Origin of the sequence: Actinophytocola sp., from assembly GCF_036402745.1 — a bacterium.
Lineage (GTDB): Bacteria > Actinomycetota > Actinomycetes > Mycobacteriales > Pseudonocardiaceae > Actinophytocola.
This window is the reverse complement of the sequence record NZ_DASWSJ010000210.1, coordinates 1-14,041: the sequence shown is the minus strand read 5'-3', so window position 1 is coordinate 14,041 and position 14,041 is coordinate 1. Positions and strand designations below refer to the sequence as shown.

At 71.9% G+C, this 14,041-nt stretch carries 14 protein-coding genes; 4 read left to right on the top strand and 10 right to left on the bottom strand.

The window, feature by feature from the left end:
* Positions 1-164: 164 nt before the first annotated feature.
* The 4 genes from VGD70_RS19945 to VGD70_RS19930 all read left to right on the top strand — a co-directional run bounded on the left by VGD70_RS19945 (position 165) and on the right by VGD70_RS19930 (position 4,987).
* Positions 165-1,457 carry an extracellular solute-binding protein gene (locus VGD70_RS19945; protein WP_331083456.1) on the top strand — a complete coding sequence of 431 codons (1,293 nt, stop codon included), beginning with the start codon at positions 165-167 and terminating at the stop codon, positions 1,455-1,457.
* A gap of 11 nt (positions 1,458-1,468) precedes the next feature.
* Positions 1,469-2,446, top strand: coding sequence for a sugar ABC transporter permease (locus VGD70_RS19940; protein ID WP_331083454.1), 978 nt, complete (start codon positions 1,469-1,471; stop codon positions 2,444-2,446).
* A 38-nt stretch (positions 2,447-2,484) separates the two neighbouring features.
* Positions 2,485-3,315, top strand: a complete 831-nt coding sequence (locus tag VGD70_RS19935; protein ID WP_331083452.1) for a carbohydrate ABC transporter permease — start codon at positions 2,485-2,487, stop codon at positions 3,313-3,315.
* A gap of 202 nt (positions 3,316-3,517) precedes the next feature.
* Positions 3,518-4,987, top strand: a complete 1,470-nt coding sequence (locus VGD70_RS19930; protein WP_331083450.1) for a beta-N-acetylhexosaminidase — start codon at positions 3,518-3,520, stop codon at positions 4,985-4,987.
* Positions 4,988-5,037: 50 nt separating this feature from the next.
* Here the strand turns inward: VGD70_RS19930 and VGD70_RS19925 are convergent, their stop codons facing one another.
* The 10 genes from VGD70_RS19925 to VGD70_RS19880 form a co-directional block, all read right to left on the bottom strand.
* Positions 5,038-5,583 carry a helix-turn-helix domain-containing protein gene (locus VGD70_RS19925; RefSeq protein WP_331083448.1) on the bottom strand — a complete coding sequence of 182 codons (546 nt, stop codon included), beginning with the start codon at positions 5,581-5,583 and terminating at the stop codon, positions 5,038-5,040.
* 100 nt (positions 5,584-5,683) lie between these two features.
* The gene (locus VGD70_RS19920) at positions 5,684-6,946 is read right to left on the bottom strand and encodes a Gfo/Idh/MocA family oxidoreductase (RefSeq protein WP_331083446.1); all 1,263 of its coding nucleotides are present in this window, start codon (positions 6,944-6,946) and stop codon (positions 5,684-5,686) included.
* 11 nt (positions 6,947-6,957) lie between these two features.
* A complete protein-coding gene (locus VGD70_RS19915) occupies positions 6,958-7,788 on the bottom strand; it encodes a putative RNA methyltransferase (RefSeq protein WP_331083444.1) in 831 nt (276 codons plus the stop codon).
* Positions 7,778-9,136 carry a pyridoxal phosphate-dependent decarboxylase family protein gene (locus tag VGD70_RS19910; protein ID WP_331083443.1) on the bottom strand — a complete coding sequence of 453 codons (1,359 nt, stop codon included), beginning with the start codon at positions 9,134-9,136 and terminating at the stop codon, positions 7,778-7,780. Before VGD70_RS19910 ends, VGD70_RS19915 begins: the two co-directional genes overlap by 11 nt.
* 34 nt (positions 9,137-9,170) lie before the next feature.
* Positions 9,171-9,605, bottom strand: coding sequence for an SRPBCC family protein (locus VGD70_RS19905; protein ID WP_331083441.1), 435 nt, complete (start codon positions 9,603-9,605; stop codon positions 9,171-9,173).
* Positions 9,606-9,653: 48 nt separating this feature from the next.
* Positions 9,654-10,088 carry a VOC family protein gene (locus tag VGD70_RS19900; protein WP_331083439.1) on the bottom strand — a complete coding sequence of 145 codons (435 nt, stop codon included), beginning with the start codon at positions 10,086-10,088 and terminating at the stop codon, positions 9,654-9,656.
* 31 nt (positions 10,089-10,119) lie between these two features.
* A complete protein-coding gene (locus VGD70_RS19895) occupies positions 10,120-11,154 on the bottom strand; it encodes a nitronate monooxygenase (RefSeq protein WP_331083437.1) in 1,035 nt (344 codons plus the stop codon).
* Complete coding sequence (gene pabB, locus VGD70_RS19890; RefSeq protein ID WP_331083435.1) at positions 11,141-13,141, bottom strand: aminodeoxychorismate synthase component I; 2,001 nt, start codon at positions 13,139-13,141, stop codon at positions 11,141-11,143. Before pabB ends, VGD70_RS19895 begins: the two co-directional genes overlap by 14 nt.
* A gap of 217 nt (positions 13,142-13,358) precedes the next feature.
* Positions 13,359-13,598, bottom strand: coding sequence for a hypothetical protein (locus VGD70_RS19885; RefSeq protein WP_331083434.1), 240 nt, complete (start codon positions 13,596-13,598; stop codon positions 13,359-13,361).
* Positions 13,595-14,041 (bottom strand): EndoU domain-containing protein (locus VGD70_RS19880; protein ID WP_331083433.1); only part of this gene is annotated, 447 nt, incomplete at its 5' end. The genes VGD70_RS19880 and VGD70_RS19885, both read right to left, overlap by 4 nt.

Here is a 14,041-nt window from a genome sequence, read left to right as displayed (position 1 = left end):
AAATCCCCTTGCGACACCTGGATTTCGGGTCCGATTTACAACGTCTTTCGCAACTGTCTTGACAGGGGCGCCGTGCCAGCCCAGAGTTCTCCCCATTGGTCTATACCACTAGGTCTAAACCACCGGTGCGGGCCCGGCATGGGCACGGAGAGGACGGCAGTGAAGTGAAGCGCTGGACGAAGGTGATGGTCGGCGCCGCCGCCATCGCGTTGGCTACCGCCGGCTGCGCTGGTTCGGGCGGCGACAGCGGCGCCAACAAGCAGGCCGCGGGTGAGCCACGGACGCTGACCGTGTGGCTGATGAACGGCTCCGCGCCGAAAACCCTCACCGACTCGCTCAACAAGGAGTTCGAGCAGGCCAACGACGGCGTCACCGTCAAGTACGAGGTCCAGGAGTGGAACGGCATCCAGGACAAGCTCACCACCGCGTTAGGGAGCCAGGACCCGCCGGACGTCATCGAGCTCGGCAACACCCAGGCGCCGGCCATCGCGTCCGAGCGGGTGCTCACCGATCTGACCGGGGATGTCAGCGCGCTCCACGGTGACCAGTGGCTCGCGAGCCTCAAGGACTCCGGCGAGTGGGACGGCAAGCAGTTCTCCGCTCCCTTCTACGCCGCTAACCGCGAGGTCATCTACCGGACCGACATGTTCACCCAGGCCGGCATCGCCGCCCCGCCGACCTCGCGCCAGGAATGGCTCGACGCGATCGCCAAGCTCAAGGCCAAGTTCGGCGGCGACAAGCAGTTCCAGCCGCTCTACCTGCCCGGCCAGAACTGGTACGCCCTGCTCTCCTTCATCTACGACGAGGGCGGCGACATCGCCCACAAGAACGGCACCGACTTCAAGGCCACCGTCAACAGCGCCGAGACGAAGGCCGGGCTGGAGTTCTACAAGCAGCTGGTCGACGCCTCCGGCACCACCGCGCCCAAGGACAACGACGAGCAGAACCCCGAGCAGGCCGGCATCTACGGCCAGGGCAAGGTCGCGATGATGATCGCGCTGCCGTGGGAGGTCGACACCGCCGCCAAGGACAACGCCGACATCAAGGCCAAGACCTCGGCCTTCCCGATCCCCTCGAAGAACGCGGGCAAGACCGCACCGGTCTTCCAGGGCGGCTCGAACCTGGCCATCCCGCTCAACAGCAAGAACGCCGACCTGGCCAAGGACTACCTGAAGCTGCTGCTCAGCAGCAAGTACCAGACCCAGCTGGCCGAGGCCGGCATGGTGCCGGGCGCCTCGACCGACCTGTCCGCGCTCGACGCCAACCCGGTGAGCAAGGCCATGGCCGAGGCCTCGCAGAACGGCAAGGCGGTCCCCGCCACGCCGAAGTGGGCCACCATCGAGGCCGGCCAGAACCCGCTCAAGGACATGCTGACCGCCTACCTGACCGGCGCGAAGGACCTCGACGCGGCCACCAAGGACGCCAACGCGGCACTGGACGCGGCCTTCTCCGGCTGATGACTGTCGGAATGTCGCAGACAGCGCAGATCGTGGTGCCGGCGGGGACTCCCCCGCCGGCACCGCCGCGCGCCGGCCGCCCCCACCGGGCCGGCCTCGGGGAGCGCACCGTCCCGTACCTCCTGCTCGCCCCGGCCGTCATCACCATGCTGGTGCTGCTCGGCTGGCCGGCGATCCAGGTGGTCGGCATCAGCTTCCGCCGGCTCGACCTCGGCGAGCTCGTCCGCGGCGAGGTCGTCTGGGTCGGCCTCGCCAACTACGCCGACGTCCTGTCCGACCCCGACGTCTGGACCATCACCCTGCGGACGGTCCTGTTCACCGGGGCCTGCGTCGCCGGCACCGTGCTCGCCGGCCTGCTGATCGCGGTGCTCATGCGGCACCTGTCGAGCGGCGTCCGGATGGCCGTGCAGGTCACCCTCGTGCTCGCCTGGGCCACGCCGATCCTCGCCACCACCACGGTGTTCCAGTGGATCTTCGACCAGCAGTACGGGATCCTCAACAAGACCCTCGTCAAGCTCGGGTTCGACGGCTTCGCCGGGTTCTCCTGGTTCTCCAGCGGCGCCAGCACGCTCACCGTCATCGGCCTGCTGATCCTGTGGCAGGCGGTGCCGTTCGTGTGCTTCACGATCTACGCCGGGCTGCTCGCCGCGCCGCGCGAGCTCTACGAGGCGGCCAGCATCGACGGCGCCGGCGCGTGGCAGACGTTCGCGACCGTGTCCTGGCCGTCGATCCGGTCGCTCGTCACGCTCGCCACGTTCCTGTCGGTGATCTGGGACTTCAAGGTCTTCGCCCAGGTGTGGGCGATCCGCCAGGGCGGCCCCGACGGCGGCAGCACCACGCTGCCGCTGCTGCTCTACCTGCGCGGCGTCGCCGGCCGGCACTTCGGCGTGGCGTCCGCGATCGCCGTGCTGATGATCCTCGTGCTGCTCCTGCTCACCGCCCGCTACCTGCAGCTGCTGCTGCGCTCCCGTGAGGCCGACGTGTCATGAAGGCTGTGTCATGAAGGCCGTGTCATGAAGGCGGTGTCATGAACAAGACCAGGAGCCAGCGGATCGCGCTGAACACGGCCGGCGTGGTCGTCGCCGTGCTGTTCGCGTTCCCCACCTACTGGATGATCACCAGCGCGTTCAAGCCCTCCGGCGCCCTGCTCACCCCGGACTACGACCTGGTCCCGCTGTCGGTCACGTTCGACAACTTCGTCAGCGCGATCAACAAGCCGGGCTTCACCGTGCACCTGTCGAACAGCCTGATCGTCACGCTCGGCGCGGTGGCGTGCTCGCTGGTCGCGGGCGTGCTGGCGGCCTTTCCGCTGGCGCGGCTGCGTTTCCGCGGCCGCAAGGGTTTCCTGCTGCTGGTGCTGGTCGCGCAGATGGCGCCGGTCGAGGCGCTGTTCATCCCGATGTTCCTGCTCATGCAGGACGCGGGGCTGCTGAACACGCTGCCGTCGCTGCTGCTGGTGTACTTCGCGATCACGCTGCCGTTCACGGTGTGGACACTGCGCGGGTTCGTCCAGGGCATCCCGTACGAGCTCGAGGAGGCGGCGATGGTCGACGGCTGCAGCCGGTTCGCCGCGTTCCGCCGGGTCGTGCTGCCGCTGCTCGGGCCGGGCCTGGTGGCGACGTCGGTGTTCGCGTTCATCACCGCGTGGAACGAGTTCCTCTACGCGCTGGTGTTCATGCGGGACTCGGACAAGCAGACGCTGCCGGTGTGGCTGTCCACGTTCAAGACGGTGTTCGGCACGGACTGGGGCGGGATCATGGCCGCGTCGGTGCTGTACGCGTTGCCGGCGCTGGTGTTCTTCCTGCTCGTGCAGCGCAAGCTGGTGTCCGGGGCCACCGCGGGCGCGCTCAAGGGCTGACCGGTTTGACGGGTTGTGGTCTGGACCACGTGTGGTCTATACCTGGTGGACCTGTCCCTCGGCAGTCCCAGGAGGACCCGTGCCCAGGCACCCTGCTCCCAGCCGCGCCTTCGTGCTGCTCACGATTGCCACGCTGGTCGTCCTCGGCGCGAGCGCGCCGTCCTCGGCCTCACCCGATCCCCACACGCCCAAGGAGTCGCGCATGAACCAGGTGATACCGGCCCCGGTGTCGGTGGCACCTGACCGCAACGGCGGCGAGTTCCGGCTGACCTCGCAGACCGTGATCCAGGCCGAGCGCGGCGCGCAGCGGGTCGGCGAGTACCTCGCCGGCCTGCTGCGGCCGGCCACCGGCTACCGGCTGCCGGTCACCGGCGACCGCCGCTCCGACGGCACGATCTCCCTGGCGCTGGGCCGGGTCGACGCCCAGCTCGGCGACGAGGGCTACGAGCTCGAGGCCGACCGCCGCGGCGTCGAGATCAAGGCGCGCACGGCGGCGGGCCTGCTCAACGGCGTGCAGTCGTTGCGCCAGCTGCTGCCGGCCCAGGTGGAGAGCCGGTCGCTCGCCCGCGGTCCGTGGACCGTGCCGGCCGGGCGGATCGTGGACTACCCGCGGTTCGCCCACCGCGGCGCGATGCTCGACGTGGCACGGCACTTCTTCGCCCCCGACGAGGTGAAGCGCTACATCGACCAGATCTCGCTGTACAAGATCAACGAACTGCACCTGCACCTCGCGGACGACCAGGGCTGGCGGATCGAGATCAAGAGCTGGCCGCGCCTGACGACCTACGGCGGCTCGACCGAGGTCGGCGGCGGTCCGGGTGGGTACTACACCCAGGAGCAGTACCGCGACCTCGTGTCCTACGCCGCCGCGCGGGGGATCGCGGTCATCCCCGAGATCGACATGCCGGGCCACACGAACGCCGCGCTGGCCTCGTACGCGGAGCTGAACTGCGACGGGGTCGCGCCGCCGCTCTACACCGGCACCGACGTCGGGTTCAGCTCGCTGTGCATCGACAAGGAGATCACCTACCGGTTCGTCGGCGACGTGCTGCGCGAGCTGGCCGCGCTGACCCCGGGCGAGTACCTCCACATCGGTGGCGACGAGGCACACGTGACGACCGAGCCGGACTACATCAAGTTCTTCCAGCGGGTGCTGCCGATGGTGGAGGCGCTGGGCAAGAAGGTGTCCGGCTGGCACGAGCTGATCAAGGCGACCCCGGCGGTGTCGGCGCTGCCGCAGTACTGGGGCACGACGAACTCGAACGCGCTGGTGACCGACGCGGTCGCGCGCGGCAACAAGATCCTGCTGTCGCCGGCGAACAAGTCCTACCTGGACATGAAGTACGACGAGAACACGCCGCTGGGCCTGTCGTGGGCGGGCTTCATCGAGGTCGACGACGCCTACGGGTGGGACCCCGGGACGTACCTGCAGGGTGTGCCGGAGTCGTCGGTGGCCGGTGTCGAGGCGCCGCTGTGGTCGGAGACGCTGGAGAACAGCGACCACATCGAGTTCATGGCGTTCCCGCGGCTGCCGGCGATCGCGGAGCTCGGCTGGTCCCCGTGGTCGACGCACGACTGGGCGTCGTTCCGGTCGCGGCTGGCCGCACAGGCGCCGCGGTGGACCGAGCTGGGGATCGACTTCTACCGGTCGCCGCAGATCGACTGGCCCTGACGGGTCCCCGGTCACGAGGGCCCGGCGCCTGGCGCCGGGCCCCGTACCGGTCAGCGTGTGCCGACACCCTTCCGCAGCGTGTCCACCACCAGGTCGGCCGCCTGCGGGGGCTCGAGGCCGGGAAAGCGGTGCGCGGCAAGGGAAACCAGCTGATCGAGCATCGCCCGCGCCCAGCCCGCGGGCAGGTCGGCACGCAGCAGGCCCTCCGCGACCAGCCGGTCCACGAAGGCGTCCACCCGGGACCGCACCCGCTGCCGACGCTCGTCGGTGGCCGCGTCCCCGCTCTCCAGGCGGCCGAAGTCGACCGGCCACCGGCGGCTGACCGACACGATGCTCTCGACATACCGGTGCAGCGCCACGGCGACCGGCGCCTCCGTCAGCCGTGCCTCGTCCAGCGCCTGCTCCGCGCCGTCGAGCGTGGCGTTGGCCAACGCCACCAGCAGCGCCTCGCGCGTGGCGAACCGGCGGTACACCGTGCGGCGGTCGACACCGGCCTCGGCGGCGATGGTGGCGATCGGGGTCGACGGATCCGCGGCCAGCAGCCGGGCGCCGGTCTGCAGGACGGCGTCGAGGTTGCGTACGGCGTCGGCTCGCACGGCCTCACCGTACGCCTTGTGGCACCTCTCGCGGCTTTCATCACACAGCCGCCGCTTTACGGACCCCACCTGTCACTTTGTTGTGGCATATGCGAACCGGTCACCGCACCCGTCCCGGCGCGGACGTGCCGACCGGCTCGACCGTGCCGGACAGCCGGGCCCGCTCGGCGGCGAACACCGCGAGGTGCGACTCCAGCGACTCGGCCGGCCCGGACAGGATGTGCGCCGGGTCGCCGGTGGCGACGGCCGTGGTGAAGCTGTCGAGCAGGCCCGCGTCGCCGCCGCCGTGCGTGGCGTCGGCGTCGTGGCCGACGCTCGGCACCTCGAACGTCGACACCTCGCCGGTGACGAAGTCGTGCAGCGTCACGGTCTCGCCGTCACCGTCGAGGGAGCCGCGGGTGCCGAAGATCTGCGTGCGCCGGTCGAGGTGCGGGGTGAACGCGGTCATCGTGAACGTGGCGGTGGCCCCGCCTGCGAACTCCAGCGCCACCACCTGGTGGTCGACGACGTCGTTGTCGCACGCGTACACGCACCGCCCGTACGGCCCGTCGCGCAGCGCCGCGGTGACGCCGGCCTCGGTGACGTCGTCGGTGATGACGTTGACCGGCCAGCCGGTGCGCCCCTCGCGCAGCATGCCGAGGTAGAGCCGCGGCGCGGAGTAGGCGCAGTCCGGCTCGACCGCGCAGGACACGCACCGGTCGGCGGCGCCCTCGGGCTGGCGTTCGCGGCGGAAGTGGGTGAGGGCGCCGAAGCTCGACACCCGCTCGATGGGCCGGCCGACGATGTGGCGCAGCCAGTCGATGTCGTGGCCGGACTTGGCGAGCAGCATGAACGACGCGGTGTCGCTGCGCCGCCAGTTGCCGCGTACGTAGGAGTGCGCGTGGTGCCAGTGCCCCACCGGCTCCAGGTGCTGCACGCTCATCACGTCGCCGACCCGGCCGCCGTCGAGGAGTTCCTTGACGAGCTTGGTGTAGGGCCGGTAGCGCAGCACGTGGCAGACCGCGAACAGCACGCCAGCGTCGCTGACCGCGCGCACCAGCTCGGCGCACCCGGCCTCGGTGGGCGCGAGCGGCTTCTCGACCATGAGGTGATATCCGTTGTCCGCCAACGTGATCGCGGGACCCACGTGGTCGGAGTCCTGGGTGGCCACGATGGCCGCGTCGGCGAGCTTGGGCGCGGCGGCCAGCTCCTGCCAGGACGCGAACGCCCGCTGCGGCGGCACGCCGTGCTGGCGCGCCAGCTCCTCCCGCTGGTGTCTTCGCGGCTCGGCGACGGCGACCACCCGCGCCCGGTCGGGGTGCCCGGCGATCCAGTCGCCATAGTTGGAACCCCGCTGCCCCGCACCCACCACGGCGAACGTCACCGGCCGGTCCATCATGTCCTCCGATAGCTGCTCACGTGTACCGACGCGGTGGTCCGCACCGGCTCGGGCAGGGCCGCCACCCGCGCCCGCAACTCGTCCGCGCCGACGTGCCGGGCGCTCGGCCCCATGCCCACCAAGGACAGTACGTCCTGGTGCGACAGTTCGAGGCCGAACTCGCAGACGTCCTGTGTGGACGGACGCAGGTGGGGTGCGAGCTGGTCGGTGATCTTCCGCGCCTTGTCCGGCGCGACCGTGAGGAGGCCGAGCGCGCCGACCAGGCCGGCCAGGTGGCCGGTGGTGGGCGCGACCACGACGAGCAGGCCGTCGTCGGCGAGGATCCGGTGCAGCTCGGCCGGGTTGCGCGGGGCGAACACGGTGAGCGCCACGGAGATCGCGCGGTCGCGGACCGGCAGCGTGCCCCACGTGTCGGCGCCGACCGCGCCCAGCCGGGGGTGCGCGCGGGCGGCGCGACGCAAGGCCGGCTTGGCGATCTCGAGCGCCAGCCCCACGCTGCCGGGCGCGGCGTCGAGGACGGCGGCGAGGTGGTGGCCGGTGCCCGCGCCGAGGTCGGCCACGCAACCCGGCCCGCCACCGACCGCGCCGCCGACCGCCGTGACGACCGCCCGCGTGATCGGCGCGTAGTGACCCCTGGCGAGGAACTCGGCCCGCGCGGCGACCATCTCCGCGCTGTCGCCGGAGGTGGTGCCGGGCGCCAGGTTGACGTATCCCTGGCGCGCGACGTCGAACCCGTGCCCGGTGCCGCAGCGCACCGTGGCGCCGGCGAGTGAAAGCGCCGCGCCGCAGTGCGGGCACGCGAGGTAGGGCAGGACGTCAGCCAGCATGCGCCGCGAGCGCCTCCACCCGCCGGTGCAGCCGGTCGACGCGTGCCTCGAACTCGGGCTTCATCAGGACGCTGCGCAGCAACCGCGCGCCGTCGGCGTCGGCGGTGATCGCGGGGTGGCGTCGCGCGAACGCGTCGGCGCTGACCTTCGCGACGGACAGGAAGACCGGGTCTGCCTTGTCGTTCATGCCCTCGGTGAACACGCGCGCGCTGGCCGCGTCGACGGCCGAGAGCGAGTCGCGGCGCGGGAAGTAGGTGAGGATGTCCAGGTCGGGTGGCTGGAAGAGCGCCAGGTGCGGGGAGTCCTCGATCAGCTCGGCCCAGCCCAGCGCCGCGCGCCGCCCGGCGGCGAGGAACCGGCCGAGCCCGTCGGGGGTGGGCGGGATGACCTGGAAGGTGAGCCAGAGCGCGGCGGCCGCGGCCCCGGCCCGCGAGCACTCGAGGCTGATCTCGCCGAGGTGCAGGTCGGCCTCGGTGAAGTAGGTGTAGGGCGAGTCGTGCCGGTAGAAGCGGGCGACGGTGGGGTCGGCGAACAGGACCGCGCCGCACCCGTAGGGCTGCAGGCCGTGCTTGTGCGGGTCGACGACCACCGAGTCGCACCGGGCGATGGCACGCCAGGGCCGCGGGTCGATCCCCTCCTCGCCCGCGATCAGGGTGAAGAAGCCGCCGTACGCGGCGTCCACATGCAACCGGACGCCGTACTTCTCCTTGCGGGCGACGGCTTCGTGGACGGGGTCGACCGCGCCGAGCCCGGTGGTGCCGGCGGTGACGACGACCGTGCCGACCTCCCCCGTGGCGAGCAGCGCGTCGAGCGCGTCCATGTCCATCCGCCCGGCGGCGTCGACCGGGACGGGGTGGCCGGGGATGCCGAGCACCTGGCACATCCGCGCGTGCGTGTAATGGCTCTCGGCGCTGAACGCGACGCCCTTGCCGGGGTGCGACTCGCGCGCGACGAACAACGCCTCGAGGTTGGCGACCGTGCCGCCGCCGGTGAGGTGCCCGAGGTGGTCGCCGAAGCCGAACATGCCGGCGAGGGCCGCGACGACCTCACGCTCCATGCGGGCGGTGGCGGGCCCGCCGTCCTGCGCGTGGTTGTTGGGGTTGACCAGCATGGCCGTGAGGTAGCCGGCGACCGCCACCGGATGCGGCGGCTTGAGCATCTGGCCGGCGTAGTCGGGGTGGAAGTACGGGTAGTTGTCCGCGAGCCGCTCGGTGAGCTCGGCGAACGCCACCCGGAACCGCTCGGGGTCGACCTGCTGGCACGGGTGCGCGGGGTGGTCGGCGAAGCCCCGCTGCCAGCCCTCGACCGCGTCGACGCCCTGGCGCAACCACCCGGAAAGATCCGTCATGCCCTCACGATCGCACGCCCCGCCGACAGTCGCGTCAGGCGGCCGAGGCGTGCTCGGCCAGGCCGTTGACCGTGGACTGGATGAAGCGGTCGAACGCGAGGCGCAGCACCCAGCCCGTGCCGTAGAACCTGGCGCCGAAGCTGACCGTCCACGTGATGTCCGTGCCGCCGTCCTTCGGGACCAGGTCGACCACGCCGCGGTAGTCGCGCACCGGCAGGCCGTCGAGGTGGTTGTAGCGGAACTGCCGGTCCAGCTCGAACCCGATGATCTCGTCCCGCTCCCGTACCCGGCCGTTGACGAACACCCGCACCGCGCCGACACCCTCCGGCTCGCCGTCGCCCTCGCGCTCCAGCTCGAAGCCGCCGAGCGAGGTCCAGTCCGGCCAGGTCGACCCGTCGCGGAGCAGGCGGTACACCTCGCCCGGCTCGGCCGCACTCCGTGCGGACTTCTCGATCACATAGCGACGCACCCGCCGGATCCTAGGCGACATCGGCGGGCCTCGCCGCCCGATCGGACGTCAGACCACACAGAACTCGTTGCCCTCCGGATCCGCCATCAGGAGGTGGTCGCCGCGCCCGTCCAACGAGTATTCCTGGATGACCGTGGCGCCGGCCGCGGTGAGCCGCTCGACCATCTTGAGCACCCGCGGCCACCGCTGCTCCCACGGCGTCTCCCGGCCACCGCCGGCCTTGACGTCGACGTGTATGCGGTTCTTGGCCACCTTCGCCTCCGGCACCCTGAGGAACGACAGCGTGGGCCCCACCCCGGCCGGGTCGTGGAGGTAGGCGCCGTCGTCCCACTCGTCCTCCGGCACGTCGTGGTGGGCCAGCCACTTCTCCCACGAGGCGAACCCCGGCGGCGGCGGCCGCTCCACATATCCCAGCGCCAGCGCCCAGAACGCGGCCAGCTCGGTCGGGTGCGCACAGTCCACGGTGAGACCCCACATCGTCATGACCCGGACGCTACCGCCGCCCACCGACAGTTCAGGAGAACCGGCGCGCGGCCTCGTCGATCGCCCGCCGCGCGTCCGCGGCCAGCGTCACGACCAGCGACGCGGCGGGCACCTCCCGGGCGAACTCGTGCGCCTGCCCCGCCCACAGCGACATCGCCTCCGGGTCGCCGGCCGCACGCAGCGGCCGGGTCAGATGGTGCACGTGCGGGTACGCGGCCGGCGCCGCCGCCGAGTGCTCGGCGAGGAACCGGTTGACCAGCCCGCGCGCCGGGCGGCCGGTGAACGCCCTGGTCACGGCCGTGCGCCCGGCCGGGCGCAGCGCCGCGCGGTGCAGCGGGTTGGTGCCGGCCTCGGGGCACAGCAGGAACATGGTGCCGAGCTGCGCGGCCCGCGCGCCGGCCACCAGCACGGCCGCCACGTCGGCGCCGGCGGACAGCCCGCCCGCGGCGATCAGCGGCACGTCGACCGCGGTGCACACCTTGCGCAGCAACGGAAGCAGCCCCGTGTCGTCGATCGGGTCGACGTTGTGGAACGTGCCGCGGTGCGCGCCGGCCTCCGCGCCCTGCACGACCAGCGCGTCCGCGCCCGCCGCCACGGCCTCGACCGCCTCGTCGGCCGAGGTCACCGTCACCACCACCGCGCAGCCCGCGTCCCTCAGCTCGACCACCACGCCGGGATCCGGGCAGCCGAAGGTGAAGCTGACGACCGGCACCCGCTCCTCGCGGACCACGGCGAGCTTGCCGGCCCAGCCGTCGTCGTCGTCGAACGCCTCACCCAGCTCGACCCGGTAACGCCGGGCCTCGGTGGCCAGCCGGTCCCGGTAGCGGGCCAGCGCCGGACCGTCCACTCGGGACGTGTCGGGTACGAAGATGTTGACCCCGAAGGGTCCGTCGGTCAGCTCGCGGGTGGCGTGGATCTGCTCGCGCACGGCGTCGGCGGTGAGGTAGCCGGCGGCCAGGAAGCCGAGCCCTCCCGCGTTGGACACCGCGGCCACGAGGGCGGGCGTGGACCCGCCGCCGGCCATCGGCGCCTGCACGATCGGGTGCCGCAGCTCATCGAGGAACATCGGGAAACTCCTGGTCCAGCAGGCGTAGCAACGGGGTCGCCTTGACCGCGGTCTCCGCGAGCTCTGCGTCCGGTTCGGACAGTGCGATGATCGCACCGCCGACACCGTAGGACACCCGGTCCGGCTCCACCACGAGGGTCCGGATGACGATGCTCAGATCCGCGCTTCCGTTCAGCGAGAAGTACCCGAGCGCACCGGAGTAAACACCGCGCGGACCGCCCTCCAACCGGTCGATGATCGACATCGTGCGGATCTTCGGCGCGCCGGTCATCGAGCCGCCGGGGAACGCCGCGCGTACGCAGTCCACGGCCGTCGCGTCGGGCCGCAGCCGGGCGCGGATCGTGGACACCAGCTGGTGCACGGTGGTGAAGGTCTCGACGGCGAACAGCTCGTCGACGGTCACCGAGCCCAGCTCGGCCACCGACCCGAGGTCGTTGCGCACCAGGTCGACGATCATGAGGTTCTCGGCGCGGTCCTTGACGCTGGTGGCCAGCTCCGCCTTCAGCGCCGCGTCCTCGGCCGCGGTCGCGCCGCGCGGCCGGGTGCCCTTGACGGGCCGGGACTCGGCGACGCCGTCGGCGGACACGCGCAGGAACCGCTCGGGCGAGGCGCTGAGCACGCTGAGGTCCCCGAGGCGCAGCAGCGCGGAGAAGGGCTCGGGGTTGGTGCGGCGCAGCGCCCGGTAGGCGGGCCAGGGGTCGAGCTTGCCGTGCGCGGTCAGCTGGTTGGTGAGGCAGACCTCGTAGGTCTCGCCGGCGGTGATCTCGCGCTGGCAGTCGGCGATCAGGCGCCGGTAGGTGGCCGGGTCGTGGCGTGCGGTGAGCGGCCCGAGCTCGACGTCGAGCGGCTGTGCGGGCAGGGGTTTCAGGGCCCGGAGCGTCGTCTCGGTCTCGTCGAGCCACGTGACGTTGTCGGCGTGGTCGAGGGCGAGCAGGTGGACGACGCGCTCGTGGTGGTCGACGGCGACGGCCCGGTCGGCGAAGATCATGGCGGCGTCGGGCTGGCCGGCGCGGTGGACGAGGTCGCCGCCGCACTCGGCCTTCAGCTCGTAGCCGAGGTAGCCGACCCAGCCGAGCGCGAAGTCGAACGGCAGCTCCGGCGCGGCGACCCGGTGCGCGGCCAGGTCCCGCGCCAGCCAGTCCACAAAGGACCCGCTGGTGGTGTGGCCGGGCGTGGTGCGCGAGCCGACGGTGACGGTCCGCGCCGCGACGTCGGCGGTGACCACCCGGGCGAGCGGGCCGGCGGCGTCACCGAGGAAGGAGAACCGCTCGCCGTCGGCGCTGTCGAGCCAGAACGCGTGCGCGGAGTCCTTGTAGAGGGCGTCGAACACGGTCTCGGCGTCGGCGCCGACCGCGACCCGGCGGTGCAGCATCGTGCGGTCGGGCCGGGACCGCGCCCGGACGACCGGCCGTTCCCGGCGCCGCTCGCCGAGGAAGTTGGCGAGCAGCCGGTGGCCGTGGTCGGTGCGGATGGACTCGGGGTGGAACTGCACGCCCCACTGTGGGAGGTTGCGGTGCCGCAGCGCCATGAGCACGCCGTCCGCGGTGGTCGCGATCGGCTCGAGCACGTCGGGCAGCCGGGTGACGGCGAGCGAGTGGTAGCGCACGGCGTCGAACGGGGACGGCAGGCCGGCGAGGATGTCGCGCTGGTCGTGGTGGACGGCGGAGACCTGGCCGTGCCGGACCTCGGGGGCCTGGCCCACCGCGCCGCCGTGGACGTGGCAGATGCCCTGGTGGCCGAGGCAGACGCCGAGCAGCGGGAGGGTGCCGGCGCGGATCACGTCGGCGCAGATGCCGAAGTCCCGCGCCCGGTCGGGCCGGCCGGGGCCCGGCGAGATCACCACGTTGTCGTACCGGTCGAGGTCGGCGAGGGTCCACCCTGGCTCGTCGTTGCGGATCACCGTCGGCGCCACCCCGGTGGTCGAGCCGACCTGGTGGACCAGGTTGTACGTGAACGAGTCGTAGTTGTCGATGATCAGCGTGCGCATCCGCCACCTCGCGAAGGAACCGCCCGAGCCTGACCGATGGGCTCGGGCGGCGCAAGGAGTGCTGGGTCACCGAGGTGGTGGGGACTGGCCGGCAGCGTGGGCCAACGCGCCGCTGCCGGCCAGGGGTCTGTGGACCCTTCCCATGGTGCGGACGGGCATCGGCCCCGGTCAACGCGACTCGACCGGCGCTCGACGCCGGCGCTGCGGGCGGACGAGGCTAGCGCTCGCCGAGGATGCCGAGGAACTCGTCCCGGGACATCGTCGCCGACTCGTCGTTGAAGTCGTTCTCGATGGTCACGTGTTGTCCGTGGACGGTGAGGTGGCAGGAGTCGCCGCCGAGCTGCCACGTCTCGCCGGTGCGCACGTGCTCCGCGAGCTCGTCGAGCAGGCCGCTGTCCCCGATCTCCGCCTCGAGGAAGTCGTCGACGATCTGGGCGTGCCTGGTCGCCTTGGTCACGGTGCCTGCCTTCGCATCGGGTAGGCCGTCTTGATGTGGTAGAGCCGCGGGTGCTCGGGGCCGGTTCGGGGGTCGGCGAGGCGGCCCTCGACGTATCCCTCGATATGCATTCCGTTGTACACGCCGCGCCATCGGCGCTTGGCCCGGTCGTACTCGTACCGGTTCGCGAACGCGTGCCGGATGGCACACAGGACCTGGCCGCGCGTCCAGGAGTCGGGGAAGAACGTGCTGCGCTTGACGACCGGGCTGCCCTCGGTGCGCGGCCCGCGGATCTCGGCCCGGTAGACGCCGTTGCCGGAGGGCCCGGCGACGACCCGCACGACCCGGACGGCACCGAGATCGACGCCGCCTTCCCGGTGGTGGTAGCCGACGTCCCGGTTGGTGCGGGACATGTAGTGGCCCTCGAAGAGATGCTGCTTGAGCCGTGGGGAGAGCTGGTCGAG

Coding starts and splice junctions, on each gene's coding strand:
- VGD70_RS19930 (WP_331083450.1), top strand. CDS start 3,518: ATGAACCAGGTGATACCGGCCCCGGTGTCGGTGGCACCTGACCGCAAC.
- VGD70_RS19915 (WP_331083444.1), bottom strand. CDS start 7,788: ATGCTGGCTGACGTCCTGCCCTACCTCGCGTGCCCGCACTGCGGCGCG.
- VGD70_RS19895 (WP_331083437.1), bottom strand. CDS start 11,154: ATGTTCCTCGATGAGCTGCGGCACCCGATCGTGCAGGCGCCGATGGCC.
- VGD70_RS19940 (WP_331083454.1), top strand. CDS start 1,469: ATGTCGCAGACAGCGCAGATCGTGGTGCCGGCGGGGACTCCCCCGCCG.
- VGD70_RS19935 (WP_331083452.1), top strand. CDS start 2,485: ATGAACAAGACCAGGAGCCAGCGGATCGCGCTGAACACGGCCGGCGTG.
- VGD70_RS19900 (WP_331083439.1), bottom strand. CDS start 10,088: ATGACGATGTGGGGTCTCACCGTGGACTGTGCGCACCCGACCGAGCTG.
- VGD70_RS19910 (WP_331083443.1), bottom strand. CDS start 9,136: ATGACGGATCTTTCCGGGTGGTTGCGCCAGGGCGTCGACGCGGTCGAG.
- pabB (WP_331083435.1), bottom strand. CDS start 13,141: ATGCGCACGCTGATCATCGACAACTACGACTCGTTCACGTACAACCTG.